This is a genomic window from Komagataeibacter oboediens, assembly GCF_003207815.1.
GTDB classification, from domain to species: domain Bacteria; phylum Pseudomonadota; class Alphaproteobacteria; order Acetobacterales; family Acetobacteraceae; genus Komagataeibacter; species Komagataeibacter oboediens.
The window spans coordinates 1-24,615 of record NZ_NKTX01000032.1 but is presented as its reverse complement, the minus strand read 5'-3'; the positions used below and the strand labels follow the sequence as shown (position 1 = coordinate 24,615).

Genomic DNA, 24,615 nt, shown 5'->3' with positions numbered 1-24,615 from the left:
ACATCATGTTCATCCAATCGCGCCAGAACATCCGGCGTCGGTTCATCAATCATTCATCTTCTCATAAAAAAACCGCCTCACAGGGCGGTCGGGCAGGCGTGTATTATGGGGCCGGTCAGGACGTGGTGGCAGCCGCCACCGTAACGGTCAGGCTGGCGGGATTGGTCAGGCCATCGGTGTTCGTGGCGCTGATCGTGACAGTCCCTGCCGCCTTGGGCGTATAGGTCACTGTCTGGGCTGTGTTCGTGCAGCCGCTGAATGTCACGGTATCAGCCGAGAACGTTCCGCCTGCGTTCCCGTCGGATAGCGTGACCGTCGTATCCGCGCCCGGCCCGTCATTATCCGGCGTCAGGGTCAGTGTCAGGGGCGTCCCCGCCGTCGCCGTGGAGTTACCGGACAGCGTATATTCCGTGGACGGTGTATAGATACTGCCCGCCGAGTATTTCCCAGCGGCGTCCAGCGCGTAGGCGAACCCGTCTGGTGCGGTTACGCCAGTCAGGCTGGACATCTGCTGGGTTCCGATAACCGTGCCAACCGGGGACGAAACCTGTGCTGCCGGGACAGAAGGCGTCTCGCCCTGCGTATAGGCATAGCCCGGCTGGTACATGAAGGCAGCGGTGCGGTAGAGGATGTAGTTCTGTGTTGTCATTTCTATACTGGCCCTTCAGCAGTGAAATTTAGAGTAACGGATGTCTGGTCGCCTTCTGTTCCGCCATCAATCCACGATGTATGTAAAATAAACCCCGTGCTCGACAGCGAGCCATCTTTGATGTTTGCGATAACGGAAAGCCCGTTTGAAGCATCAGCGCACCCGAATGTAATTATTGGCTGTTCCGAAAATGCGATTGGGAAATCAATCGTCTGATAATCTGCAGTTGTTGTGACCGAAACCGATTGGCGCAGGATGTTGCCCGTTTTTACCCACCAGCCGCCTGAAATGATGCCGCTTGCTGCTATGGTTCCGGTGGTTGTGGGGGCGTATGCGTAAGACGCACCCGAACTGTCAGCAAGAATAACATTCCCGGAGCTGTCCGTGCTCATGTTGGAAATGGAGTTAAATCCAGCCCCCGGACGCGAGGGGATGATCCGGTACGAACCCGCCAGGGAACTGATAACGAAAGGCGCACCGGACGCATTATTATGGCCCAGATAGGTAATGGGTGAATTGGTACCGTCATTCGTGGTGTTGGTGCTGACCTTGGCTGCAATCTCTGTGGCAAATGTGCTGTTCTGGTCTGTCTGGGTAGTCTGGAACGATGTCAGGTTGGCCTGAACGGTTGTCACGTCGGAGTAGTAAGCAATCGCACTATAAACATCAGTGGTGCCGTTGTTGTAGACGAAGGTAGGACGACCACTCCCTCCAGCCTGATATAGACTCTTGCCCTGCGTGTCCCCGGCTGACGTGGCCGCCCCATAGACGCCCGACACACAGTCGCTGATGTCGGCAGACAGCGTGGCGTTGGTAGTGGTCTGGGTAGTCTGGAACGCGGAGAGATCTGACTGCAATGTCTGGACGTCGCTGTTCATCGCAAGGTCGATAATTTTGGGCGTGCCCGTGGAGTCCTGGTAGGTGAACGCCGGGAGCTGAGTCGCATTCTGGAACCACAGCCCCATGCCCGGCAGGTCGCCGGTCGTACCCGTGATGGTGGCCAGATACGTGCCGGACAGCAGCGTGCCATGATCAACGTCATCAATCGACACTCGCAGCAGGCCCTCATACGTTGAATCCTGCCCCAGATTGACCTTGTCGGTGGTCTGGTTGGTGCCGCCGCCCTGCTGCACGGGGGTGAAGCCAAGAAGCGGTTCATAGCCTGAGCGGATAGCGGCAAGAAGCCACGTTTCCAGATCGTCTACGGTATCGCTATCCGTGCAGTCCTGCCCATTGTCGGCAATTATCTTCCCGAGAACAGCAGAAAAGACACTGGTCTGTCGCAAAACCTTATTGACATAGGAAGAATACGCCAATCCTGAGACAAACCCAGATACAAGAGCGCCTTCCGATCCAATCAGGGACTGGTATTCAGTATCTGTTACAACATTAGCGCTGCCGCCAGAGGCGAAGGCAGAAAAGGAACTGGTAGCCATTGGCATCTCACGATACGAAACTATAGGAAACGGATATCCCCGCCGGATTCAGGGGGAGGTATCCCTCTTGGATTATGGATTTTATGACCGTTGAAACATTGCCGGTGATGGTAAAAGAAACTGATCGCTCCCCCTCCACGACAGAGATGGCAACGCCTGTGCCATCGGTTATTATCTCAATAATTTCTATGGCCGCTGGAAGGGTTCCGTCCCACATATTGCACAGGATTTTAGCGCGTATAAACAACCTGTATAAGTCATCATCAAGGGACGTGACGACATTGAGTGCATCCCCTACTTCCCACCAGATGCCTTGGTCAAATCCGACGCCATCCTCATCAAATGAGAAATAGACATTTACCGGCAGTTTAATCAGGCGGGACGCTCCGACCCATAGCCCTACGGCGTCAAGCTGCGTGCCTACGGCATTATCCAGATCATAGTAGCTATAGGCGCTTTCAGCCACATTGATCTGATCGACAAATGCCTGCACGGATGCCTCGATTGTGGCGACGAATTTGGTCGCTCCGGCATGCTCGCTGGTAATCAGTTCTGTGAAATCGGACAGTTCAGCCATCAGTCAGCACTCGCCACAATCGTTACATCATCACTTGTGCATAGCGGCATTTCGTAAAACCCAAGTTCTATGTTCGCAGTGGACAGCGCGCCGCCATTAACCGCCAAGGTAATGGACGTTATGTCGTATGTATCCCCACCGTCATCACTATCCAACGTGGCAGGTTTGTAGAGTCTTGTCGTATAGATAGTGCTACCGATGGGCAGACCAGAAATATAATCTGCCACAGCCTCAGAAATAAGGGTACCGATTGCATCGGTATATCCGGTCAGAGCGGTCAGTCCGATCTCGACCGTAATCGTGCCGTCATCAGGCCTATAGAAATTGATTGTGCGCTGGGTGCCTGAACTGTCTGTCACCAGTTCCGACGTATTGCCAACGGTCCCCACGCCCATGGACTTCTTGTTTGCGATGACGGTTGCGATATCGGAAGCATCCCCTCCTTCGACTACTATGGCGATATAGCCTGCCGGTATGCCGTTGCTGTCCGTGGCGTCCGTGTCATTCTCGTATCCGGTCGCAGCAGACACCCCCGTCAGTTCCTCGATAGAGCCAATCAGCCCATCCATGATCGAATAGGATGGCGTCATCGTGCTGGATGCCTGGCGCTTCCTGAGTGCCGCGTCGGTTTCGATTGCAACGCCGGGCGATGAGGCCGTTGTGTTCGTAACGCTGGTCCATCCCCGTGTTGGCGTGTTGATCGTAGTCAACGTTCCCGCTGCTACCGTGATAGCGCCTTCCGTCTCGCACGTAGCCGTTACCGTAATCTGGCCGCCGTCCGGTATCGTCACGCTGGACGGCAAATCCCATACATAACCATACGTGCTGTCTTTCACACTGCCGCCTGAAATCGTGCGACCAACGGTGCCGGACACGATTACATCGCAGGTTGAATAGGATGCAGTCTCACGGGCGATACCATTGATCTTCACCACCGATGACAGGCCAGTTCCCTGTGCTGTCGAGGGGGAGAACGAGTTGAACGTCGCGATCATGGCGTTGTTGGATGCGTTGATCGCCTGCGCAATGATGCCCAGCCACTGGCCGTCCTGTGTGGAATTATCCAGCGACACATCCGACCCGTAAATCCCCCAGAACGCATCCTTGAGCCATGTCAGGATGGAGGAATAATCAGGGGCCGTGATACCGGATGCACTTACCGAACAGGCCAGATCGGATACGGAAGAAACTGATGCCATAGCTTAACTGCCCGTGGTAACGGTGGTGGTGCCATATTCGGTCTGGATCGTGGCGGATATGGTCAGTTTTCGATTGTTCAGCGTGCTTGAATAACTGCTGATGGATGATACGCCCGGCGTGCCAAGGATGCGTGCCCGGATCACGGCATCATAAGTCGAGGTTGTTCTGTTCCCCAGAACCTTCGTGGTCCACGGCGTGCCATCGGATGTGTCGAGAAACCATTCCCCCAGCCATAGCTTCAGGCGTGTCAGGACTAATTGCCCGACACCGGCGGGGGTATTGTAGTAATAATCCGCACTGCCATGACCGAACACCATATCGCCGCTGCTATCCTGCTTTCTTACGCGCATGATCTACTCCGGCTCGCCAGTGGTTCCGGGCGCATCTGTGACAGGATGCGTATGGCTTTCGAGGGAAATGCTACCAGCCTTCACATCACCATCTGCCGTGATCGAAGACTTGGCTGTAACCGCGCCATCGACTTCAAATGTGCTGGAAAACTTGACAGGCCCGTTCACGGTCAGGCCGCCAGGCACGGTCACGGTTACGGCCTGCGTTGTCGGGTTCAGGTCAATGACGGTTTTGCCGTCATCGGCACGAAGCTGGACGCTGTCCGTGCTGATGCTGCCTGACGAAATCGGCTTAGCCTCACTTGTCAGGCCTACAACGGCAACCGCATCGGACAGGTCATGCTGGCGAAGGTCGTAGGCAGGCTGGGCGGTCCCGTTCTGCCACCATTCATCAATGGATCGGGACGAGAACAGCAGCATGCATTCGTCACCCTCCGCAACCGGGAAGGTCAGGGAGCAACCGCCGCCGCGCGGGAACCAGATCGGACAATGAGGCAGTAGGGGCAAGTCAACGAATGTCGATGTGCCATCCGATGCGATGGTGCGACCCTTGGCAGCGGGCTGCACCGCAGCATATGGACTGCCATTGTTGATCGTGACAGACTGTATGATGCCCGGAAGCATGGTCCAGATGCGCGACTGCAAGCCATCAGCCAGAAGGTTCATGTCCTCCAGATGGTCTGTATAGCGCTCACGGATGTTAAGGCTGTCAGTCATCATGTGTAACCCGTGGAAGATGCGGCAACATTCGTGTGTGTGGGATCAATCGACAGACCAACAATGGTCGTATACCAAGGGTTGTCCCGCGTATCGCCTTCATAGGCCACATAAATGACCCGGTATTTTCCGGTGGGGTTGATGCCATTGACGGTTGACAGGTTGGACGCTGAATCGTCCGTCGTCTGGTCGCCGTTGTTGATGTCACTGGTGGACAGACCCACAGACGCCTGCTGTATCCTGCTGGTGCCATCGGAATTGGCGGCCCGGATATGCACGATGGAATCCATCTTGATATTCGGGTTCAGCAGGCAGGTAGCCTGAATGCCGTTTGGCGTCTGGATCGGGATGTCGATCAGGCCGGTCGAGGGGGTCAACTCAATCACGCCGGATGATGAACTGTTGGCCGCCATCTTGGCTGGCTGGACAAAATTGAGCGTCCCGTCATCGTTCGTGTAATGCACCCCGGAAACGCTTTTTGCCGTTGTCCGGCAATGGTCATTCACCATGCCATACATGATCTTTGGACGCGCGCCCGATCCCTCCACCTCTGGGAAAGCCCCAAGAGAGATATTGTATGCCGCCATCTCCTGCGCCTGCTGCTGGGCTATACCCTGATGCGTCCAGCCCGCCGCGATAACCTTATTGATGGTCGCATCAGCAAATGCATTGCCATTGGACTGCGCCTGAATATCCAGATACGTGTCCGTGGGACTCTCCCGGCCAAAAACGATTTGGCGGGCATCTCCCTGAAAGATCAGTCCCGACTTGCTTTCATATCCTGCCGACAGGGACACGGTTTTGTTAAACTGCGTATGGATGATGGCAGCCGTATTCTTGCTCACATTCCATATGCGGATCATTGCGGTTTTGGGCGTGTTGACTGTGCCCTGTGTGATGCTGAAGCGCACACGCAGGGAAGACAGGTCAATCGTGTTTCCCAGGCTATCCCCGACAACCAGACTGCACGCGCGGATGAATTGCGTTGCCATCAGTCAATCGCCACATACAGGTGGGAAGTCGTTCCCAGATTGTCATAAGTCGGGACCGCATCCCAGTCGCCATCCGTGCTGACGAACATGCGGCACCCGAAGCCCAGATAGCCATACTGCCCCAACAGGTCAGTCCCGGTCACAAGCGGTATGCCGCCCACGATCTGATTGCCACTGGAATCCGCCAGGTCCATTACCCATCCACCCTGCGTGCAGTTCAGATACCGGAAGGTGAAGGTGTAGGAGACGCCATTCATGGACGCGGTGAAGGTCTGGGCCTCACCCGACAATGGCACTTCGTAATAGGTTGTCATGGCCAGCCAAACAAAAAGGCCGCCCCGAAGGACGGCCCGCAATTTTTGTGACGATAGTCAATTAGTAGCGTATAGCGAGTCCGGATACAAGCAGAACTGCCAGACACGTCAGGCGATTTCCTTGGCTATCGCTGGCGCGCGATTGATCTCGCAGCCCGGTATCATAACCCTACGAACTAGGATCCTGTGCCGCCACCGATGTCTGGTTGCTAACCTCGGATAGCTGCTGCTGGCCGCTATTCACGGTGGCCGCCGTGGAAGATGCGTCGGACTGATCGGATGATGATATTGAGGATGTCACCGTGCTGGCGATAATCACTTCCTGACAGGTGACTGAAACATGCATCGCATAGGCTGTTTCCGCCGTAGTCTCCGTCTCGATGCTCGCGATCAGCATGTTTTTATAAAGCCGCTTGCTGGTCACGACCTGGCACAGGGTCCGGGCGGACTGTAGCGCCAGAAGCTGGGCATAGATTTCCTTGACAAACCCTTCCCCAAGGTTCCCGTCAACCAGATCAGTCAGGGAAAAGCTGTCAAAATCCGACCCCAGCGCCTGAATGCTGCTGTTGGAAAACCCGTATTCCAACCGCACCTCAGCGGGCATTTTGAACGCATGGTCCGTGATGGATGCGCCGGTCTCAACCGGGTGCTGGGTTATGGTCAGCGCGTCCCGGTGCCCTTCACGCGCCACGATATCGGGCGTGGTCGTGGTTCCTGTTGCCGCCACGATATGACCGTTGCTCGTAAACAGCAGGGACGCGATTTCTGTTGCGGTGGTGGTCATGCGGTTTTGTTCATCAGGTTTCGAGTAATGGCGCTGGTCGTGCGGTTGCTGATGTAATCAGACACCGCCTTCCCTACGGCCTGAGGGGACTGCGCGCCGTTGATCGTAACGTGATTATTGACGCTCACGCTCTGGCTGGCCGCCCCTCCTCCATTAGCCGCATTGAACAGTTGTGGGTTCCGGCTCATCGCATCCGATGCAAGCTGCCACCGCTTCTGGTCTTCGTCCCCGAACTTGTTTAGCGGGCGCTCATATCCAGCACGGAATATGTGGGTGGCCATGGCGGCGTCATTGGTTCGATAAAGGTCTCGCCCCGCCTGTCTTGCCTGCGGGTCCGACCCCATTTGCATCTCATCAAAGATGGCCTCAAGCTGCTGTGACAAATTGGCATGATATACGTCAATGCCGAATTGCTGATAGATCGCACGGGCACGGTCCTGATGCCATTGGGCAACCCCACCCGCGCGACCGCCATCCCCCCGCGCTTCTGGATCAAGCCCGCTTTCCTGCTCAAGATTGCCCACAATCCCGGCGGCTGCCTGTGGTGAAAATCCCTTGCCGATAAAGAATTGAAACGCCTGCTTCTCACGGGCTGCGGTGGAATCGCTCACAGCATGCCGCTTATGCACGGCACGGATTGCGTCGTGCACGTCGCCCCATGCCTTATATCCCTCATATCCAGCAAATGCAGCAGCGCCCCCGACAACAGCCATGGGCGCACCGAAAGCCGCCCCGCCCGCTGCTTCGGCACCCTCGGCGGCTGGCGCGATCCGTGACGCATTCCATGCAGCCTGAGCACGGGATTCAGCGGCGGTAGGAGGTCCGAACATTTCTGCTCCGCCTTCAGCTGCCGTTGCCGCCCCGCCCGCTGCTTCAGCACCTCCGGCAGCGGCCCCCGCTGCCTCGACGCCACCCAACGCCTTGGCGGCAGCGGCGGCTGGCTCCCCTATCTTCATCAACGCCGTCCGCAGGGCCGCAGCAGCCAGACTTCCCCCACCCAGCGCCCGGACCATCATCAGGATGGGCGTTACGACCCCAGCAACCCACCGGGTCGCCATGAACGTGGCTATGCCCTCAAGAACAACCTTCCACCCGACCGTGTTCTCAACGCCGGAATTGATGGCCTTCCCAGCCTTGATAAGCCACTGGACAAAAGCCACGACCTCCTGCACGCCCTGCTCGATGGCGGCGGCAATCTCGGGGCCGTGCTGCATCAGGTAATTGTTCAGATCGTGGATATTTCCACCGAACGCTTTTTGCAGGTCGATCATGACCTTCTGGCCAATCGCTTCCACGATCTGCCAGGTCACGCGAATATCCTGCATGAACTGCGCACTCTGTTCCCCGGCTTGATCCTGATTCAGGCCGATGGAGGAATAGATGCGACGGTATTCCTGTTCGTATTTACGCAACAGGTCAGGCGCACGCTCAAGCGCCTGCATGTCTGTCTGGCTAAGGCCAAATGCCTGCGCCCATGCCAGCGCGTGGCCCTGAATGGGATCGTCACGGAACTTCTGGCCCATATCCGTGACGATATCGGCCATATCGCGCATATGCCCGTTGGCATCGCGCGTCTGCACCCCGAACCGCTGTATGCTGTTTTCCATGCCGGGCAGATTGCGGACCCGGTTGCCAAGTTCCTGCAAAGACTGCTTGGCGGTCTGGGCATTACCGCCCAACTGCCCCACGGCGAACCCGAAGGCATTCATGTTCGTGACGGATGACTGCGCCCGCTGCGATGCATAATGCATCTGCTCATAGGTCTGGGCCGTCTTGGCTACGGCGGCTACCAGTCCGGTGAGCGCAGCCGTGACCGTAATCGCCCCGATCTTGATGCTTTTTAGCTGGTCACGGAAGCGGTCCCCGCCGCGCTGGTCAACGTCCCAACCAAGGGAGACGAGAAACTCCTGCAGGACGTTGGCATCAGACATTATTTATCTCCGCAGCGCGGTGCGCGCGCACCTCATTTTCGGCACGCGCGTCAAGGGCATCATTCATCAGAGCAAAATCAGCCAGCGACAGGGTGTGGTCATGCAGGCTTTCCATGCGGCACATCTGGGCAAGTATGGGCCGCATGAGAAAATCAAGCCCATCTGGCAGCATGACCGGCTCGAACCTTAGACCGCTTCCGGTGCGCTCGAAGCGGGCGGAGCGGTAGGAATAAAATTTCCAAGGTTTTCCGCGATGACCGCCCGCACAAGGGACATGACCGTTGGCAGGTCAACAAAGTCATACGCCAGCACGCCGGGGCGCGGCATGACCGGGAAGGATGTGCCACCGCTGTTCGGGTCCACATAGCGCACGACGCCAAGGCAGGCATCGACGATATAATCCGTATCGGCATCGTTCAGCCCGGATACGGCTTCCGCAATCTTGGCAGCAACGTCGCCCTCGTTCGCCATGGCCGCCATGAGTGGAGCCATGCGACGGGCGACATGAAGCTGCTTCATGACGGGCATTTTGCCGACCAGATATTTCCGGTCGGCAACTTCGATTTCGTTCATCGCCAGTTTCCTCAGTAGGTGCCAAGTACGCCATCAATGATGCCGCAACGGAAAGCCCATGTGACTACGCCGCCATCGTTCGCGTATTCAATATTGGGCCAGCGCAGGAAAGCAGCGCCTGCTGCGGTCAGCGTATCCCCGCTGACATTCTGCCTGACCACGATCACGTTCTTGCCCCACAGCGCGGACGACAGGCGCTGTGCGTTATAGGCTGCCGAAAGCAGGGCGTTTTGCGGGCTGTTCTTCAGCAGACGAACGGTGATCGTTCCCGCATTGGCCGCATGCAGGGAGTGCATGTAGGAGCCATCAGCGCCAACCGCGAGATTGGTCTTGTCGGCCTCCATCTCAATGGAGATGCCCTCCTCTGCCGCGCCCGCGTCCGATCCCAAAGAAACGGCCAGACCGGATCCCACGATGGACGCCGTAACGTCCTGGAACGAATACGTCCCGAAAACAATAGCCATTGGAACGCTCCTTAGTTCACGACGGTTACGGCAACAGAGGACGAATGCACGGCCCCTGCCAGCTTGCAGGCGATCTGGCAGGGAACCGCCTGCCGCGCGGCGCGGTCACTGGATGACTGGTTCGCCACCGGCTCCATGTAGGCATAATAACCCTTGGTCAGCGTGCCGCCTTCAAGAAGGGAGCCGATGTCAGGTCCGGTCCATGTTCCGGGCGCAAACAGGCCATTATCCACGAACTGCGCACAGACCGTTTCATAGACACCCAACAGGATGTTCATGCCGGAGTCCGTCTGAGGTATCTTGGTCGTGCTGGTATACAGGGCATTCCAGCCCGCCACCTGCAAGGCATTCTGGAAAGCGTCCAGCCCGATCAGGGTATCAATCCATTCGCCGCTTGCCGTCACACCCTGCTGGATGATGGCATCGCCGTTCTGGTAATTGACGTAGTAATTGCAGTCCTTGGCATCCAGCGCGTTTGCTTGCGTCTGTGTTAGGGTCTCTGCCGTGATGTCCGGTTCAGTCTTGAACTTCAAGGTGAGCGTCGTATTGTCCGCGCTGTAATCGACGGTTGCGATGCGCCCGAACATGGACACAGCGGCATATGGGCTGCTGGACGAATACTGAACGATGGTGCGGGTGTATCCTGCCTTGGAGAGCAGATAGGGCAGGTCAGTCGTGCTGGACGCATCGTATGCGGCTGCGTCCTGGCTGGTAAACCAGAACGAACGCGAGACGCTGAAACCCTCGACCATCTCCGCGACATCGGTGATCGTGCTTGCTGCAATGCTACTTGTCGTGGCTAGAGCCAGGCCATACCAGTCTGCGGAGTAATCTTCCAGACGACTCACTGCTGTAGGAATATCTTCCCCGTCTCGCACTTCGCCAATATACAGCGTGGACGGCTGGGGAGACTGCGAGAAGAACAGGTCTGCTGCAATGTATTCCGGATCAGTTGTTCCGAAATCTTCGCCAACATCATCCAGCCCGGTATAGGCGCGCAGGTTCTCCGTGTCAGAGAATACGCCAGCCGTAGTGCCAAGCAGCAGCAACGCGCCGAAGTTCCTTGTTGACGACCCGGTTGCCTGTAGCGTTACCGTGACATCAACGACATTATTAACTGATAGCCCTGTCGTGCTCATTGTCCGTTTTCCGTATCGAATGGTTCAGTGGTGATATTCCCGCCGCCGCCATCGGCCATGATTGACCCGGAAGATGACAGGACAGAAAGGATGGGGTAGGTGCGCCGGGAATGCCGCCTGAATGTAAGTGAGATATCAGCGCGGTTAATGAACCGCCGGTTGGTCAGTTCCGGTATGCGCCTGATCGTATCGGCACGCTTGAAGGCAATACCCGCTGCCAGTAGCGCAGATCGGTTTTGGGACAGCATCAAGCCATCCCGCAGGTCCGATGCCCTCAGAGCAGAATTGGGGCCGTAAAACGAACACAGGACAGTCAGGGTCTCATGGCGCTCAACGCCACCTGATAATGCCTCGGAGAATGTCGTGATGGCATTCGTATCCGCTGCAATGTCCGTAACGGAAAGGGCGCACCAGTCTATGTGCGGTTCCGGCTGCTTTGGAGGGAGACGCTGCCATCGCGGTCGGACAAGCGTTGGGTCGATCCCGGTAAGAGCCGCAACTGCAGGCTGGAATACCAGGTCAAGGTCAATGTCCTGCCCAGCATCCTCATACCCGCTCGGGACAAGATATCCGCCCGTGGATGAATCATTCGCTGTCACCGGCGTCTACCTTGTCCTGTATGGAGATGACGGCGCAGTCCGCCGCCACATACCCGGCACCGAAATTGGACCAGTCATCGACAGAGACAACAGTGTATCTCTTACCGCCGAACGTCACGATGTCAGCGGATGTATCGGGACTGCCTGAATCAAGAACGAAGCGCGTATAAACCCGGATTCCCCCCGCCAGAAGCTCGGCGTTCGGGTTACGGATCAGTTCCTGTGATGTAAGGGGCACGGGCGCACCATAGAACGACTGCGAGGTTTCCGCGATCTGGGTCATGCCCTGGCTGTCTACCGTCTGCGTTGGGCGCGTGACGGTAAGCGTCTGGATAAAATCCGGGTCAAGCAGGTTGTCGGATACATCGAGTAACGGCATTACGGTGCCTTCACTGTGCGGATCACATACGTGATGTGCTGTTGCAGATTGCCGGTGTCGATCAAAGGCTGCGCCAGATCGGTTCCAGCAGGTTGCCCGTCTTTCCTGTTGGCCAGTTCTTCCGCTGCCCCCGGCCTGCCCCTGCGGGCACGCGCTTCAACCGTTGCATCGGCCAATGGCGTGAATGGGCCTTCATCCATCTTGTTTTTTACAGCAGCCTCGGCCCTTAGCCCGATTTCATTCAGGCCGTTATTGGCGGCAGCCGCATTCCCCTCCAGGGAGTCAACGCCAACCTTGCGTAGCACTTTGACGGCATCATCGCGTATGGATGCGACACCGGGCACCAGAAACGGTCGCGGGGGGATGTTCTTTTCCGGGCATCCATATTCCTGCACATAGCCAATGAGAGCATTGCTCGCACCACTGCCATCGTCACGCTGCGCATTCTCGGCGGGGATACCCACCATAACGCGCTTCGTGGCCAATGCCTTAATCCGCGCCTGCAATCCGGGAAGCGCGTCTTTGGTCAGGGTGACGCCGGGCTTTTTCAAAACTGGTGCCCTCCCGTTCCAAACAGGCCCATGAAATACCAGTAGCGCTGCCCATAGCTGGACAGGTTCCAGAACCCGGCATCGTCATATTTGCTGATGCTGGTATCATAGGACTTTGATAGCGGCCCGACCGACTTGGATGCCACCACGCCGGTCGTAACCCCCGGAACGGAACCGGCGGCAGCAGCGATTGCCGCCTCTCGTCCAAGCACCAGTTCATGCCCGACAAACAGGGCCAGACCCAGATTGTAACTGTCGCCCCACCGTCTCTGGTCAACAAACTGCGCCGCCACGGTAAGCCACATCGTGATGGTTGCCGTGGGGTAGCGCGTCGTGTCCGAAAACTCCGGGAACAGCGTCAGGAAATCACTGGCGTTCATAGTAGCCCTTTGGTTTTCGGCCACGGCGCTTTGGAAGGGGCACAGGTTCTGCGGGGATGGCCTCCCGCCGCACATCGGTCTGAGGTGCGCTTCTGATCTTTTTTCGCAAGGACCGCTGCGCCACCATTGGCAGCGCAGCCTCCCTGTCTGTGACGGCATGCCAGCCCGGCCCGAAATCCCGACGCCGACCATCCGGACCGCGAAGGGTGAACGGGTGAAGAACAAGGATTTCGGGCATGGGGTCAGATCCCGTCCATCGCACCGGTCGTTTCAGGATAGACAAACTCCACCTGACCCAGCAGCGACCAGTAGGTCGTGCGCAGCCACATGTCCTGATAGGTGATCGGCGTCTTCTGAAGCGGAACCAGAGGATAGCGGATCATGTTGATATCCTTGGTGTAGGCGAACATGCGATCCGCACCATTCGTCCCGCGCCCGATGCACCACTTGACCGGCTGGATTTCCAGACGCTCCCCGGTGGACTGGGTATAGGTGTTGTTGACGCGGATGTATTCCAGAATGGACTGCGTGCCCGCCGAAGACACTGTCCGGTTCAGCAGGGCATACTGGTCAGGCGGCATCAGGATGTGGGAGGGAATCATCTTCCAGCCGGAAGCCGCCCACACATTCGCCTGGAACTCAAGGATATCGTTCTGGACCAGTTCTGCGCCATTCGTCATGACCAGCTTCGATGCGAACGACGTGCCGCCACCCGACCCGGCAGCAGATGCCGTGCTGACGGTGGTAGCTGGGTTGTTCAGCATCCCGTAGGTGTTCTGGAAGGCAGGCTCACCGATGTAGACCATCTCATCGATGTCCATCTGATGCTTCATGTGCATCGCGGCGAGCTTCTGGGCATCAATGGGACGCCCAAGGCGCATGCCCTTTTCCAGTTCGCGATAGGTGTACTGGACGGTCGATCCCCACTCACGCAGCGGCTGGGCGATCTTGTCGATGTCAACCTGCGCTGCCGGGATCGCGGTCGTTTCCGCACTGATCCAGTTCTTGCCAGCAGGATTGATGCCGCCGGTCGAGCCAAAGGCCGAACGGGTGAAGCTGGACAGGTCATCCGACACACCCACGTCTTCGCGCAGGTCGATGTCACGACCCCACGACACCATGACCAGTGGTTCATGCAGGGTCGGGTCGAGGCGCTCAAGTTCTTCGATGAAGAACGTACCAACGCTGTCCATGGTGGCGGCATCCATGGTGAATGCACTGTCCATGGCACGGGCGCGGATGATCGACGGGGTGGACAGCGCAGTGAATGCGCCATCCTTAGGGGAATTGATAAGCATATGTGGGGGTTCCATCTGAGGGCCGGGCGCACATCTCTGTGGGCCAAGGTCGCTACCCAAGCGACTTTTCACGAAATTCGGTGGGGCCGAAGCCCTCATGTCACTGAAGGTTGAAGGAGATTTCCACCAGGCCATCACTGCCCGCGTTGCCTTCAAAGCGGCCTGCGGGCAGGACAATGGTGTCATCACCATCGGCAGCGCCTTCAATGCCGCCGATCACTTCGCCGGTGCCTGCATTGGCGACACGCACATACACAGCGCCACCCTTTACCGGGGTTGCGCTGCCATGCAGCATGACCGTCATATAGCCACGGCGGGCACCATCGGTGCCATTCGCGCCGATCTGCGGGTAGGCTGAATCACCAGTGTAGCTGACAGCCCGACCGGGATACGAGCGCACCAGAAGGCCCATAATCTCGGATGCTGTTTCGGACCCGACCAGCGGGGTGGCAAGCCCTGCGGACGTGTATTTGTAGGGCATGCCAAAGCCGTAGCTTGCCCAGTCCGCCGTGGGGTCAAGGTTCTCCGGGGTAATGTCCCCCGGAGCCGGTTCACGGGAGAGGTTTCCGGCATAGCCGGTATCCATACGGAACTTGTAAGCAACCATTTTCGGTGCTCCTTAGTTGGCGGGCTGCTTGTAGCGCTCGCGATTGCGACGATTGATTTCTGCCGGGGTGACCGGACCACCTTCCTTCTGGTCTCGCGCGGGCATGCGGCCCAGACCATAAGCCTGCCGGTTCAGATTCTTGACGGCAGCACCGGCGGCCTGAAAGGCCACGCTCAGAGCGTCAGAGGTCATCGACCGGACCGGGCGGTTGCCGATAACGGCACGAACGGCGGATGCCTTCTTGGGATCGGACAGGGCGGCATCCAGCGCGCGGCGGCGCAGGTTGATGATCGCATTACGCTTGCTGACGTTGGACCCGGTGGCGTCCATCGCCTGAACCCTGATGCCGGGAGCCAGCATTTCAGCAATGGTCCGTGCGTTGCGCGAGACAGCCTGGAACGCCGCATCGCCAACAGGCGCACGGTTGGGTTCGCTGATATCCTTGGCCTCTGCTTCCATCTCGCGCAGGGAATCCGCCTCTTCATCGCGGCCTTCTTCGCGCCGCACATCGGCCTCACCGGTGCGAACAGCCTCCTCCCGGCGCGCTTCCGGGTCAGCATCCTCCGTGCCAAGCAGGCCACACATTGCCAGACATTCGCGGATGGCCTCATCCGACATGCCTTCCTCCCGCATGCGCGAAACCATGCCATCCACGTCCGTATCGCGCGTGCGACGGTCCGCTGTCGAAGTGGCGGGAGTAGTATCGCCCGATACCTTCTTTTCCAGATCGGACAGCCTCGCGTCGATGCCGCCAAGCGTCTTCATGAGCTGGGTGTGGAAATCGACAGCCCGTTCGGTGTCGTCATCCTTTCCGAGAAGGCGGGGTTCAACGCGCGTTCCCGTGTCTTCGTCACTACCGCGCGCACGATCCATCACCACAGTGGCCCCATTGTCGGGCGCTTCCGATGCGCCGTCGCGGATCGCTTCTTCCACGCCATCCGCGTCATTGGTGGAAAGCGCCGTAAGAAGTCGCTGCCCCCATGTCTTTTTCTTGAATGCCATAACAGGCCCTTCATTGTCTCCGACACGAACAGTACGTCCGCCCCGGCCCCGCTCAACAATGGCGAGATGGTTACCGATAATGTTGTTCTGCCGGTAGTGTCCGGCCTGCCCCTCTATCGGCTCATAATCGGCATCATAGCCGGGGGAAACTTCGCGGATACCGCGCTTCTGGATGGCGTCAATCGCCTGCTGGTCGCGCACGACGAGATCGCCCAGAAGATGGTCACTCATGCTACCCGTGCCCTGCCTGACGTTGCGCAGGGAACCGCGTGCATAAGTCTGGTAATTCTGCGGACTGACGAAATCTGGTGGATGACGCAGCGTGACCGGCGCATCCTCGAACGAAGAAATCGTCTCTGGACTGAACAGATCGCCCGCATCCCGATGCACATAGATCACGCCATCCCCCGCTGGATCAAGCGGCAGTTCGGACGGATCATAGTGCATGGTGCCAAGGTTCGCTATCGGCACATCACGGCACAGAAGCGAGCCATCCGGGAGCAGTTCCCGCGTGTCGCCAATCCGCTGCACGGTATAAATGTCCGGTGCCCGCGCCGGAGCCAGATCAACGGTTGAAAGACGCTTGTTGGACACGATAATTCCGCTCCGATTATGGCCGGGCATTAACTCGCGCGGCAATGACATCTGCCGTGCGTTCCGGGTTCTTCAACTCATGGATGCACGACCATCTTTCGTTCTCGCCAATGCGGGGCACCGATCCGTCCGTGAAGTGGACATAATCGGCGCGGGTGCCATTCGCCGCATTGATGAGCCAGAAACTCGTATTGGTGAACTGGTCATAGTCCACGTGCAGAACATCAGCGCCGGGAGAAAACAGGGCCGTATGGAGTGCCGATCCCGTGAAGCTGACAATCGGCACCCCAGATCGCCAAAGCGCAATCTGCTGCCCCATGGACATCTGCTCCGGGTGGACAATATCAAATCCCCGGCGCGTCAAGGCAGTCTCAAGCGCAACCTCGTTGGAGATTGTCCGAACGCCCCCATTAACCTTGGCCTTGCTCAGATACACCGGCTTGCTACGCCGGATAACGGACCCGCACAAAGCATCACCAATCCGCTTTCCGAGCGCCGCATATTCCAGAAAGCATACTTTCTGTTCAATAAAGGCTGGGCACGGGATGATGACCTTTCCCAGCTTCGTGGGCTTCGGGAAGGCCACAAATCGCTTACGGTCGATCCTGAGCGCGCCCATGATGTCGCGGAACCACGGCAGCCTGAACGCCAGATCAATCGTCATGTCGGCATGCCATATGATCGGCAAACCCGTGTCGATCAGGTTCTGGCTCCATAGCCTTGAAAACGTGGACAGCAGGAAATGGCCATAATGCTTATTCACATACCCCGGATAGATGTAGGTCAGCGCGTCTGCCTTGGTTGCTGTCCCCTTGCGGGGCTTTACTCGCTCAGGCGTAAGCAATGTGCCCGGCCCCCGCGTGTGCGCGCTCTCAAGAACAAGATGCCGGTCTGGCCGGTATATCGCAGCGTGTATCTCGCTGTCCGGATGGGGGTCGAATACAGCGCCCTCCACCTCGATAATGCGCGGGGGGCGGTCGATGATATTGCGCTCGCCCCAAAAGGCGGTGGATGGCTTCAGGCTCAAGAAATCCACTCCTTATTGGCCTTCTGCCATGCAATGGTTCTCGCCATAGACGCATCGAAGGATTCCGGCGGCTTCCATCCGGCTGCCTTCATCTTGCTTCCATCAAGCCCATAATGCAGGTCATGGCCCGGACGGTCTGCATGGAAGTTGACGTGCCTGACAGTCAGGGGCTTCCCCATGAGTTCGGCAATCTTCTGTGCCATTTCCAGATTGTCCAGCCGCGCGTCGCCTACGATATTGTATCGGTCCGGACGATCAATCTGGCCTGACTGATGCCGGTAAGCGTCACCCCGGCGCAGGATAAACAGCACAGCATCCGCTGCGTTGGCTGAATGGATGTAATGCCGCGATCCGATCTGACCATCACAGGACGTGTGGACTTCAACCGTCCTGCCATCTGCCACAGCCTTCTGCACCTTGACCGGGTATTTATCAGCCCCCTGCATCTCACCGAAATTGTTCATCGTATTGGTGATGACAATCGGCACGCCATAGGATCGCCAGTAGCTGATGGCGATTGCCTCCTGCGCCGCCTTGCTTGCCGCATAGGGGTTGCTGGGAAGGATGGTATCCCATTCAGGATGACCGTCCCCATCGGCAACGTCCGGGCCATACACTTCATCGGTCGAGAACTGGACGAATGCGCCAAGCCCTGTGCATTGGCGCGCCAGTTCCAGCATGTTGAGCACCAAGGCCGTGTTGTTCATGATGAACGGCACAGGTTCCTGAATGCTGTCCTCAACGTCTGACAGACTGGCAAGGTTGATGATGTAATCAACATGGTGAAGCCGATCCACCTGCCGCCTCGAAAACGGCACTGACAGGTCATGGGGCAGAATATGGACACGGTTTCGGGCGTCATAACCAAGCCCCAAAAGCAGCGTGGTGATGCGGTCAAAGTCCCCCTTGTGGCGGAAGCTGTCCGTCGCAACCACATTCCAGTTCGTCTGCTGCAAGACGGTTGCCAGCATATGGATGCCGATTGCGCCACCTGCGCCCGTAATCAAAACTTCAGTCATGCTGCTTTATGTCCATAGGCCTGCTGTATGATGGAAATATTTTCCGGCCTCTCAATGCAATATGATCGAGAATATTCCTGACATTTATCCGCAATTTCCATCCGGGTATTTTCATCTTCCATGACCGAAAGCGCACGCAGCCAGTCTGAAACGCGGGGCTTTTTAATCAGGATGCCGGGGCTGTCTTTGTAAGGCGCGATGTCCGTCGCAATCGTCGGGAGACCAAGCGCACCATATTCCAGTATCTTGAGGTGCGACTTGCACCTGTTGAATGGAATATCCAGTAGGGGCGCTATACCCACATGGGCACCTTGAGCATGCACAGACCGCAAGTAATCCTTCATCTCAGTCTCAGGCGCTACCTTAACGATCCCCTTGAGGGCATCTGGCACAAAACCGAAGAACACCCATTCGTATTTCGTCGTCGTTGACTGCACAACGGGAATGATCTGGTGCAGGTCAGGCGCATGCGTATTGCCGCCCGCCCAGATAACACGCAACTTCTTCCCGTTTTCACGCGCCCTGACTGGCCTGAATTCGCGCTCAGAGATCATATTTGGCAGAACAAATGCATCGCGCCGGTAGCGTTCCCACAGGGCGTCTGCCATATCCTGCGTGCTGGCCACCAGGTGGTGAGCGAACTGAACAGTCTGGTCCATGCACTGCACGCGATCACGGCTCAGATTGAACGTCGATCCCGGATGCGGTGCCCAAAGCAGGTCATCGAAATCCATGTAGATCGGCAGATCAGGATGCCGGGCGCTGTATTCGCACCAGTGCCGGTATTGATTTACCTCGAACTGGCGCTGCGTCAGAACCAGATCGAACTTATATCTCCCCCATTCTTCAGCACGCGGCATATGACACGTTTCAATTGCCTTGCTGCCTATGCTTTTTGCGAAAGCCCTCCCCGGCTGCAAGATGCGATAAAACCCACACCCGCGCGGATCAGCGGGCATGAGCATGGTCAGGTTTTTCATGTCCCCTCACGAGAAAACCCGCGATCCACGTCTCACGACGTTGAGCGGAACGGCTTAGGACGGAAAGACCGGCATTGCGAAACACCGGCAGTTAGGGATGCATCCGGCATGCCCCTGCAATCCGTCCAATTCTGGTGGATCATCCCACGCCACAAACTGCCCGTTCATCCCTCTATGGGATTTGCGGGTCCGGGCATCGCGATGGGATCGCCATATATACCCTGTGCTTCCGACTGCCTGCGCGCGTGCTTGCGTCAGCAGGGTAGAAGCCTTTGACGTTTCCGTGCGTGCAATCAGGGTTGCCCTACTGGCCGTTACCTCACCAGAGCGCATGATTTCGTCGCGTATCGACGTTGACCGCGATCCGGTTATCAGGCTTTCCCTGGCAAGTTTCTGCACCCGTAAAGCTGCTTCACGCGGGATAGACGTAATGAGCGCCACCTGTTCCATCTGAAGTAGCTGCAATGTTTCGCCGGTAGGTGCCTGTTCTATTTCCTCCCGCAGCAACCTGCCCATCTGCGCCGCATGCGACCGCCAGTCACGCTTGTTCGCCCGGTCAGCATCTTCCAGCATGCGCTGGGCCACACTTTCCGCCCAAGGCTCAAGCGTGCGGCTATAACGCTCAAGTGCATCAATCAACGGCTGCGGGGATTGCGTGGCGTCGGGGTCCAGCAACTCCGAAAGCGTCCCGATGCGCTTGGCAATTTTCCGAAGCGATCTCTCATATGAGATCGCAAGGGATTTGGTCGGCTCAAACTTCTCCCGCTTCCGTTTTCCAGCAAGGGCGTCGGCTGTGACGACCCTTTTCAACATCAGGAATGCCTCTCTGCTTCAGGCTCGACATATTGCACCGCTGCCTCATTTGGCGCTGGTTGCGGCACCGGCGGAAGGTCGTTTTCATCGGGAGCCGGGGGATCGCTTTCCGCATCCTCTATCATCTCATCCGTGATGCTATCCCACATGCCGTCCGCCTCTGCGCCGCTGCGCAGTTCGCGAAGGGCGGCTGCCCGATCCGTCACGATCCCTGCCTCATAGGCCGAAACCACTGCGCTGGTGCGGGTTGACCCTACATTGGCCTTGTCCATGTCGGACATCCCCCACAGAGACGCGAAATTGAAGCCAAAGTCTTCAGGCGGCGCTTTATCCAGAATGGAATAGTGCAGCACCTCCAGCAGGGTGTGCATGCCGCGCCGTAACTGCCCCTCCTGCTTCTGGGCAATCCCATCGTAATATTGCCGCAGATCGCTTTCGCCTGTGTTGAACCCGGCGGGAGACTGCCCCATCAACCGCGTCATTGGAATCTGCATTGCCCCGGCAAGCTGCTGGGCAAATTGCAGCAGGACATCATTCAGCCCGCTAAAGGCATATTGTAGGGCCTGAAAATCATCTTCACTGTCAATGACAGTCATACCCTCATTGGACTGATATGCCCGGATATTATCAAGCTGTGCCTGAATGGCGCGCCGGGCGGCTTCACTGGTGCCCCCCATGACCTGACGATACCCCTTGATCTTCATGACGCGCAGATGCGCCTTGTAGACAAGCTGCGCCGCCCCAAGGGTTGCGCTATCGAACGAGGTCAGGACATCGAATATCCGCTCCACCACCGACATGCCCCAGCCATTTTCATACTGGCGCTGATACATGGGCAGCCGGATGCCATCGAGACGGATGACGCGGCTATGGTGAATCCACTGGCCGCCAAACGCATCCGCGTCAGGGATGACCTGATAATAATTCGGCTGTCCGAGGGCTGGACCGAAATTATGGATCGTGTCCGAATACTCAGGGTTCACGATCCATCGGTCAATCGAATAGATGCCAAGAAACTGGCCCTTGCCAACCGTGGACGGGTCGAGCGGCGTGGCCGGGTCCTGTCCATCAATCATGATGATCCCAATACCCCCACCAAACAGGCGTGCCCATTTGATGGTGTCGCAAAGGCTTTCCAGCACGCCAAACTCTGACATCGCGGCATAAAGCTCGCTTGCTTCGTGAGGGTCTATACTGCCGGTCAATTCAACGCCCGCACGCGTCATGTCTTCAGCAACGCAATCAACCGCGTTGCCAATGATCCATGACCCACGATAGGCCGCCTCAAGCTGGACGCGGTTGCGGGTCAGGAACCGGAACGCATAGTGCCCCGCCGAAGCAAGGTTATCCATGCCACGGCCAGTTCGGGTGCGCGGATTCACAAACCCATCGCGGGTCTGGACGTGCTTGACCGGCGCGTTACCTTTCCCGCGATTTTTGCGTGCCATCGTTCACCTAAATCAATATCCGAGGCGCGCCCACACCTCTACATCGTCCGGCTCTGCCAGGGCGTCAAAAGCCCCGGCGGAAGCGTCCACTTGGTCATCGTGCGCCCCAGAGGGGAAGGCTGCCAGTTCTTCCAGATACGCCCGGTTCCACGGTGCCTTGACCAGACAGACATTCCCCACATTCGTCTGTGACGAGAATGGAGCCGCCCTGGTCGCCTTGTCGCCCGTCTCCCGGATTGAATCCACCGTATATCCAGACAGTTTCCGTGTCAGATACTGGACCTGCGCCACACCGGCCTGTCCGGGGTCTTGCGGCAGGATGATGCGGACCTCCCCGCCATCCTGCGCCGCCGTATTGAGAATAGCCGCCTCAACCTCTGCCGGATCGCCACGAAGGCGCACGACATCGAGAATGTAGAAGCGACCATCATCCGCCTTCAACAGCTTGACACCAACAGTCCAGTCGGGGTCTCGCGTGCCAACCTGACGCGTTGCCGCCAAATCCCATCGCCGTACCATCTGGCCCGTTTTTGGAGCAGCCGCGACCACAGGGATCATGGCAACCTTGAACAATGTCCCTTCGCCCGGCGTCGGATTTTGCTGATACAAGGCCGACCATTCACGGGGGCCGATGGACTTCTCGATATTCTTCAATTCCGCGACCGGGAACACCTTTGGCCAAAGCGCCTCGCCAATTCCACGATGCAGGGCGTCATGGTCGGAATTGCATATGGCAGGCAGGGACAAGACTTCCCATTCCTCGCCTGTTCCATTCTCCATCTCGGCCAATAGGCGACCGGCCAAGTCATCCGGATGCCATCGAGTAAGAACAAGAACAATAGCCCCATTTGGCATCAAGCGCGTGCGTAGGACCGATCGATACCAGTCCCATGCCGCCTCGCGTATGATTGGGCTTTCAGCGTCCTGCCTGTCTTTCACAGGATCATCGATCAGCGCGACATGAGCGCCCTTACCAGTCAGACCACCACCCACGCCCATGGCGGTATAAACGCCGCCCTTGTTCGTATGCCAGTTGTCACGGGCGGCACTATCAGACGCAACGCCTACGCCCGGGAACAATGCCCCGAACTCTGGCGATGCCACGATATTGCGCACATCCCGGCCAAAGCCCTGCGCAAGCGTCGCGCCATATGATGCCGTGATGATCTGCTTGGTCGGATTGCGCCCCAGAAACCACGCAGGGAAACGCTTGCTGGTCAGTTCAGACTTACCATGCCGTGGCGGCATGAACACCATCAGGCGTTTGATTTCCCCACGCTCAACAGCATCAAGTCGTTCGCACAAAAGCCGATGCTGCGGGCCAACCATGTAGTCAGACATGGTGTATTGAGTGAAACCGAGAAGACAAGATCGCCCTGCTGACCGGCGGTTGAGTTCAGACCTCGCCTTCTCCGCCGCCTTCTTCACTAGAAGCGAGCGCGGCAAGTTCTTCATCTGTCATATCTTCAACGGAACGCTTTACCCTCGCATCCATCTGGATCGCGGACAATTTCGGATGGATGTAAGGGGCCGCTGCCTTCGCTGCCTCAAACTGCATTTCAGTTATCGAAATGTCGCCCTGCATGACACGGGTCATGATATCGAGAGGCGTGGCGCTGGCGTCTGCAAGTTTTTTCGCGACGCGACCACTAACTTCACGGCCAATTTTTTTAGCCTCTGATACGCCCCCACTTTTGCGTCCCGCGCCGGGTCTCGCTCCACCTCTCTGCGTCATATTCAAACTTTTTTTGATTGTTTTTCAAACGATGGCTGTTTTCTGCCGGTTTTAGCGCGATTAAATCAAACATCCATCCTGCTATGAGGCGATGCATTCGATCTTTCGTCAGATATACCCGGCGCTACGAATATCCTGACTGAACGCAGTTATTCGATTGTGGTTATATTCATACGAATTGCAGACTCAGGTTGCAACCTTTTTTTGTCCTGCCGTTCATGATAATCCGATAGCTGCTCAAGCACCAAGGCACACTGCGCCGAGACTTTCCTCCGTCCTACGGAATCCGTGGTGCCAGGGTAAAGCACCTTCCCCATATCGGAGAATGTTTTTTCTTCCGCGATCATCATGCGCAACCTGACATGGGCACACATTCCCAACGCATCGCGGATGTCCGTTATCCGGGCCTTTGCATGTGCGCGGACAATCATCCATGAGACCTTATCGTGACGCGTCAGTGTGTTGATTTCATGTTGTGGCGCGAATTCGACATAGCCATAGTATCCGAACACGAAATCCCGATACCAGCGGTCAGCAGCGTCGGCCGCATCCTGGTCTATGTCCCCCGCGTTAAGCAGGGCCTGAACTGTCGAGCGCACACGCGGCGCACCCTGCTGGACTGTCCATTCAGACCGCTTCTGCCGCTCTGGCGTGACGACTGTGTTGAGGATGCGTTTGGTTTCTTTGGTGAGGCCCTGTGTCATCGTCTCTTATCCTGGAACTTTCCGCATCGCAAGCAACGCCGCGTCTGCCACTGATATTCGCAACCCGACAACGGCTCCCACCGGCCCCAGCTATGGATCAGAAAACACCGACGCGCTTTGGCATCACGGATACCCTCATTCCATGCCTCACCGACAAGAGCCTTTAGGTCGGAGACTGCTTTCTTACGGTGTAGGAAGTTTTTTTTGATAGTCACTTCTCCAACCTCCTCATAGCCGCCCGAGCATTTTTCACTGCCCGACAGTCACCCGGTGTCCCGGCTGAAAAATAGATCGCGCCACTGGTGTGGCCCCATCGAAGGTGGCCACCCCGCGACACGGAAACGGACCACCCA

The 24,615-nt window shown here is 57.4% G+C and carries 29 protein-coding genes; all 29 read right to left on the bottom strand.

Translation table 11 applies throughout. From position 1 onward, the window contains the following. Window positions 1–115: 115 nt before the first annotated feature. The 29 genes from CFR80_RS12005 to CFR80_RS11865 all read right to left on the bottom strand — a co-directional run bounded on the left by CFR80_RS12005 (window position 116) and on the right by CFR80_RS11865 (window position 24,262). A complete protein-coding gene (locus CFR80_RS12005) occupies window positions 116–649 on the bottom strand; it encodes a hypothetical protein (protein ID WP_110507430.1) in 534 nt (177 codons plus the stop codon). Between the two features lie 2 nt (window positions 650–651). After that, complete coding sequence (locus CFR80_RS12000; protein ID WP_181418216.1) at window positions 652–2,085, bottom strand: hypothetical protein; 1,434 nt, start codon at window positions 2,083–2,085, stop codon at window positions 652–654. A 7-nt stretch (window positions 2,086–2,092) separates the two neighbouring features. Further along, window positions 2,093–2,662: a DUF2612 domain-containing protein gene (locus CFR80_RS11995; protein WP_110507429.1), complete on the bottom strand. Its 570-nt coding sequence runs from the start codon at window positions 2,660–2,662 to the stop codon at window positions 2,093–2,095. Then, window positions 2,662–3,861, bottom strand: a complete 1,200-nt coding sequence (locus CFR80_RS11990; RefSeq protein ID WP_010515745.1) for a baseplate J/gp47 family protein — start codon at window positions 3,859–3,861, stop codon at window positions 2,662–2,664. The genes CFR80_RS11995 and CFR80_RS11990 overlap by 1 nt, the downstream gene beginning before the upstream one ends. A gap of 3 nt (window positions 3,862–3,864) precedes the next feature. Further along, complete coding sequence (locus tag CFR80_RS11985) at window positions 3,865–4,212, bottom strand: hypothetical protein (RefSeq protein ID WP_110507428.1); 348 nt, start codon at window positions 4,210–4,212, stop codon at window positions 3,865–3,867. A 3-nt stretch (window positions 4,213–4,215) separates the two neighbouring features. Continuing rightward, the gene (locus CFR80_RS11980) at window positions 4,216–4,932 is read right to left on the bottom strand and encodes a Gp138 family membrane-puncturing spike protein (RefSeq protein WP_110507427.1); all 717 of its coding nucleotides are present in this window, start codon (window positions 4,930–4,932) and stop codon (window positions 4,216–4,218) included. Continuing rightward, on the bottom strand, window positions 4,929–5,921 hold the full coding sequence (locus tag CFR80_RS11975) for a baseplate hub protein (RefSeq protein WP_110507426.1): 993 nt from the start codon (window positions 5,919–5,921) through the stop codon (window positions 4,929–4,931). Before CFR80_RS11975 ends, CFR80_RS11980 begins: the two co-directional genes overlap by 4 nt. Beyond that, window positions 5,921–6,235: a phage baseplate plug family protein gene (locus CFR80_RS11970; protein ID WP_029329658.1), complete on the bottom strand. Its 315-nt coding sequence runs from the start codon at window positions 6,233–6,235 to the stop codon at window positions 5,921–5,923. The genes CFR80_RS11975 and CFR80_RS11970 overlap by 1 nt, the downstream gene beginning before the upstream one ends. A gap of 169 nt (window positions 6,236–6,404) precedes the next feature. Then, window positions 6,405–7,019, bottom strand: a complete 615-nt coding sequence (locus CFR80_RS11965; RefSeq protein ID WP_110507425.1) for a phage baseplate protein — start codon at window positions 7,017–7,019, stop codon at window positions 6,405–6,407. Continuing rightward, the gene (locus CFR80_RS11960) at window positions 7,016–8,950 is read right to left on the bottom strand and encodes a phage tail tip lysozyme (protein ID WP_110507424.1); all 1,935 of its coding nucleotides are present in this window, start codon (window positions 8,948–8,950) and stop codon (window positions 7,016–7,018) included. Before CFR80_RS11960 ends, CFR80_RS11965 begins: the two co-directional genes overlap by 4 nt. After that, entirely contained in the window at window positions 8,943–9,122 is a 180-nt protein-coding gene (locus tag CFR80_RS11955) for a DUF6889 family protein (protein ID WP_110507423.1), read from the bottom strand. The genes CFR80_RS11960 and CFR80_RS11955 overlap by 8 nt, the downstream gene beginning before the upstream one ends. A gap of 14 nt (window positions 9,123–9,136) precedes the next feature. Next, on the bottom strand, window positions 9,137–9,523 hold the full coding sequence (locus tag CFR80_RS11950) for a phage tail assembly chaperone (RefSeq protein WP_110507422.1): 387 nt from the start codon (window positions 9,521–9,523) through the stop codon (window positions 9,137–9,139). Window positions 9,524–9,534: 11 nt separating this feature from the next. Further along, window positions 9,535–9,987, bottom strand: coding sequence for a phage protein (locus CFR80_RS11945; protein ID WP_010515762.1), 453 nt, complete (start codon window positions 9,985–9,987; stop codon window positions 9,535–9,537). 11 nt (window positions 9,988–9,998) lie between these two features. After that, window positions 9,999–11,126 (bottom strand): DUF3383 family protein, encoded by a 1,128-nt coding sequence (locus CFR80_RS11940; RefSeq protein WP_110507421.1) that lies wholly within the window; start codon window positions 11,124–11,126, stop codon window positions 9,999–10,001. Beyond that, the gene (locus tag CFR80_RS11935) at window positions 11,123–11,725 is read right to left on the bottom strand and encodes a phage neck terminator protein (protein ID WP_110507420.1); all 603 of its coding nucleotides are present in this window, start codon (window positions 11,723–11,725) and stop codon (window positions 11,123–11,125) included. Before CFR80_RS11935 ends, CFR80_RS11940 begins: the two co-directional genes overlap by 4 nt. Continuing rightward, the gene (locus CFR80_RS11930) at window positions 11,712–12,104 is read right to left on the bottom strand and encodes a hypothetical protein (RefSeq protein WP_110507419.1); all 393 of its coding nucleotides are present in this window, start codon (window positions 12,102–12,104) and stop codon (window positions 11,712–11,714) included. Before CFR80_RS11930 ends, CFR80_RS11935 begins: the two co-directional genes overlap by 14 nt. Beyond that, the gene (locus CFR80_RS11925) at window positions 12,104–12,655 is read right to left on the bottom strand and encodes a hypothetical protein (protein ID WP_110507418.1); all 552 of its coding nucleotides are present in this window, start codon (window positions 12,653–12,655) and stop codon (window positions 12,104–12,106) included. The genes CFR80_RS11930 and CFR80_RS11925 overlap by 1 nt, the downstream gene beginning before the upstream one ends. Further along, on the bottom strand, window positions 12,652–13,035 hold the full coding sequence (locus tag CFR80_RS11920; RefSeq protein ID WP_010515768.1) for a DUF4054 domain-containing protein: 384 nt from the start codon (window positions 13,033–13,035) through the stop codon (window positions 12,652–12,654). Before CFR80_RS11920 ends, CFR80_RS11925 begins: the two co-directional genes overlap by 4 nt. Window positions 13,036–13,277: 242 nt before the next feature. Beyond that, entirely contained in the window at window positions 13,278–14,333 is a 1,056-nt protein-coding gene (locus tag CFR80_RS11915) for a DUF2184 domain-containing protein (RefSeq protein WP_181418215.1), read from the bottom strand. A gap of 100 nt (window positions 14,334–14,433) precedes the next feature. After that, complete coding sequence (locus tag CFR80_RS11910; RefSeq protein WP_010515770.1) at window positions 14,434–14,940, bottom strand: structural cement protein Gp24; 507 nt, start codon at window positions 14,938–14,940, stop codon at window positions 14,434–14,436. A 12-nt stretch (window positions 14,941–14,952) separates the two neighbouring features. Next, window positions 14,953–16,536 (bottom strand): DUF2213 domain-containing protein, encoded by a 1,584-nt coding sequence (locus CFR80_RS11905; RefSeq protein ID WP_181418214.1) that lies wholly within the window; start codon window positions 16,534–16,536, stop codon window positions 14,953–14,955. Window positions 16,537–16,552: 16 nt separating this feature from the next. Further along, window positions 16,553–17,563, bottom strand: coding sequence for a glycosyltransferase family 61 protein (locus tag CFR80_RS11900; protein ID WP_181418213.1), 1,011 nt, complete (start codon window positions 17,561–17,563; stop codon window positions 16,553–16,555). Then, window positions 17,560–18,582 carry a GDP-mannose 4,6-dehydratase gene (locus CFR80_RS11895; RefSeq protein WP_110507414.1) on the bottom strand — a complete coding sequence of 341 codons (1,023 nt, stop codon included), beginning with the start codon at window positions 18,580–18,582 and terminating at the stop codon, window positions 17,560–17,562. Before CFR80_RS11895 ends, CFR80_RS11900 begins: the two co-directional genes overlap by 4 nt. Further along, a complete protein-coding gene (locus tag CFR80_RS11890) occupies window positions 18,579–19,562 on the bottom strand; it encodes a glycosyltransferase family protein (protein WP_110507413.1) in 984 nt (327 codons plus the stop codon). The genes CFR80_RS11895 and CFR80_RS11890 overlap by 4 nt, the downstream gene beginning before the upstream one ends. Before the next feature lie 54 nt (window positions 19,563–19,616). Beyond that, window positions 19,617–20,375, bottom strand: a complete 759-nt coding sequence (locus CFR80_RS11885) for a phage head morphogenesis protein (protein WP_110507412.1) — start codon at window positions 20,373–20,375, stop codon at window positions 19,617–19,619. Continuing rightward, window positions 20,375–21,823, bottom strand: a complete 1,449-nt coding sequence (locus CFR80_RS11880) for a DUF1073 domain-containing protein (RefSeq protein ID WP_110507411.1) — start codon at window positions 21,821–21,823, stop codon at window positions 20,375–20,377. The genes CFR80_RS11885 and CFR80_RS11880 overlap by 1 nt, the downstream gene beginning before the upstream one ends. 12 nt (window positions 21,824–21,835) lie before the next feature. Further along, window positions 21,836–23,278 (bottom strand): phage terminase large subunit, encoded by a 1,443-nt coding sequence (terL, locus tag CFR80_RS11875; RefSeq protein WP_110507410.1) that lies wholly within the window; start codon window positions 23,276–23,278, stop codon window positions 21,836–21,838. Next, entirely contained in the window at window positions 23,220–23,558 is a 339-nt protein-coding gene (locus CFR80_RS19875) for a hypothetical protein (RefSeq protein ID WP_010515778.1), read from the bottom strand. The genes terL and CFR80_RS19875 overlap by 59 nt, the downstream gene beginning before the upstream one ends. Window positions 23,559–23,707: 149 nt before the next feature. Next, window positions 23,708–24,262 carry a hypothetical protein gene (locus CFR80_RS11865; protein ID WP_181418212.1) on the bottom strand — a complete coding sequence of 185 codons (555 nt, stop codon included), beginning with the start codon at window positions 24,260–24,262 and terminating at the stop codon, window positions 23,708–23,710. Between the last annotated feature and the right edge of the window lie 353 nt (window positions 24,263–24,615).

Bases quoted from the DNA above. Each gene is read 5' to 3' on its own strand.
- CFR80_RS11895 (WP_110507414.1), bottom strand. From the start codon at position 18,582: ATGACTGAAGTTTTGATTACGGGCGCAGGTGGCGCAATCGGCATCCAT.
- CFR80_RS11995 (WP_110507429.1), bottom strand. From the start codon at position 2,662: ATGGCTGAACTGTCCGATTTCACAGAACTGATTACCAGCGAGCATGCC.
- CFR80_RS12000 (WP_181418216.1), bottom strand. From the start codon at position 2,085: ATGGCTACCAGTTCCTTTTCTGCCTTCGCCTCTGGCGGCAGCGCTAAT.
- CFR80_RS11885 (WP_110507412.1), bottom strand. From the start codon at position 20,375: ATGTTGAAAAGGGTCGTCACAGCCGACGCCCTTGCTGGAAAACGGAAG.
- CFR80_RS11965 (WP_110507425.1), bottom strand. From the start codon at position 7,019: ATGACCACCACCGCAACAGAAATCGCGTCCCTGCTGTTTACGAGCAAC.
- CFR80_RS11955 (WP_110507423.1), bottom strand. From the start codon at position 9,122: ATGCTGCCAGATGGGCTTGATTTTCTCATGCGGCCCATACTTGCCCAG.
- CFR80_RS11990 (WP_010515745.1), bottom strand. From the start codon at position 3,861: ATGGCATCAGTTTCTTCCGTATCCGATCTGGCCTGTTCGGTAAGTGCA.
- CFR80_RS11960 (WP_110507424.1), bottom strand. From the start codon at position 8,950: ATGTCTGATGCCAACGTCCTGCAGGAGTTTCTCGTCTCCCTTGGTTGG.
- CFR80_RS11920 (WP_010515768.1), bottom strand. From the start codon at position 13,035: ATGAACGCCAGTGATTTCCTGACGCTGTTCCCGGAGTTTTCGGACACG.
- CFR80_RS11910 (WP_010515770.1), bottom strand. From the start codon at position 14,940: ATGGTTGCTTACAAGTTCCGTATGGATACCGGCTATGCCGGAAACCTC.
- CFR80_RS11975 (WP_110507426.1), bottom strand. From the start codon at position 5,921: ATGGCAACGCAATTCATCCGCGCGTGCAGTCTGGTTGTCGGGGATAGC.
- CFR80_RS11915 (WP_181418215.1), bottom strand. From the start codon at position 14,333: ATGCTTATCAATTCCCCTAAGGATGGCGCATTCACTGCGCTGTCCACC.
- CFR80_RS11980 (WP_110507427.1), bottom strand. From the start codon at position 4,932: ATGATGACTGACAGCCTTAACATCCGTGAGCGCTATACAGACCATCTG.
- CFR80_RS11950 (WP_110507422.1), bottom strand. From the start codon at position 9,523: ATGAACGAAATCGAAGTTGCCGACCGGAAATATCTGGTCGGCAAAATG.
- CFR80_RS11890 (WP_110507413.1), bottom strand. From the start codon at position 19,562: ATGAAAAACCTGACCATGCTCATGCCCGCTGATCCGCGCGGGTGTGGG.
- CFR80_RS11940 (WP_110507421.1), bottom strand. From the start codon at position 11,126: ATGAGCACGACAGGGCTATCAGTTAATAATGTCGTTGATGTCACGGTA.
- CFR80_RS11985 (WP_110507428.1), bottom strand. From the start codon at position 4,212: ATGCGCGTAAGAAAGCAGGATAGCAGCGGCGATATGGTGTTCGGTCAT.
- CFR80_RS12005 (WP_110507430.1), bottom strand. From the start codon at position 649: ATGACAACACAGAACTACATCCTCTACCGCACCGCTGCCTTCATGTAC.
- CFR80_RS11865 (WP_181418212.1), bottom strand. From the start codon at position 24,262: ATGACACAGGGCCTCACCAAAGAAACCAAACGCATCCTCAACACAGTC.
- CFR80_RS11945 (WP_010515762.1), bottom strand. From the start codon at position 9,987: ATGGCTATTGTTTTCGGGACGTATTCGTTCCAGGACGTTACGGCGTCC.
- CFR80_RS11880 (WP_110507411.1), bottom strand. From the start codon at position 21,823: ATGGCACGCAAAAATCGCGGGAAAGGTAACGCGCCGGTCAAGCACGTC.
- CFR80_RS11970 (WP_029329658.1), bottom strand. From the start codon at position 6,235: ATGACAACCTATTACGAAGTGCCATTGTCGGGTGAGGCCCAGACCTTC.
- terL (WP_110507410.1), bottom strand. From the start codon at position 23,278: ATGAAGAACTTGCCGCGCTCGCTTCTAGTGAAGAAGGCGGCGGAGAAG.
- CFR80_RS11930 (WP_110507419.1), bottom strand. From the start codon at position 12,104: ATGCCGTTACTCGATGTATCCGACAACCTGCTTGACCCGGATTTTATC.
- CFR80_RS19875 (WP_010515778.1), bottom strand. From the start codon at position 23,558: ATGACGCAGAGAGGTGGAGCGAGACCCGGCGCGGGACGCAAAAGTGGG.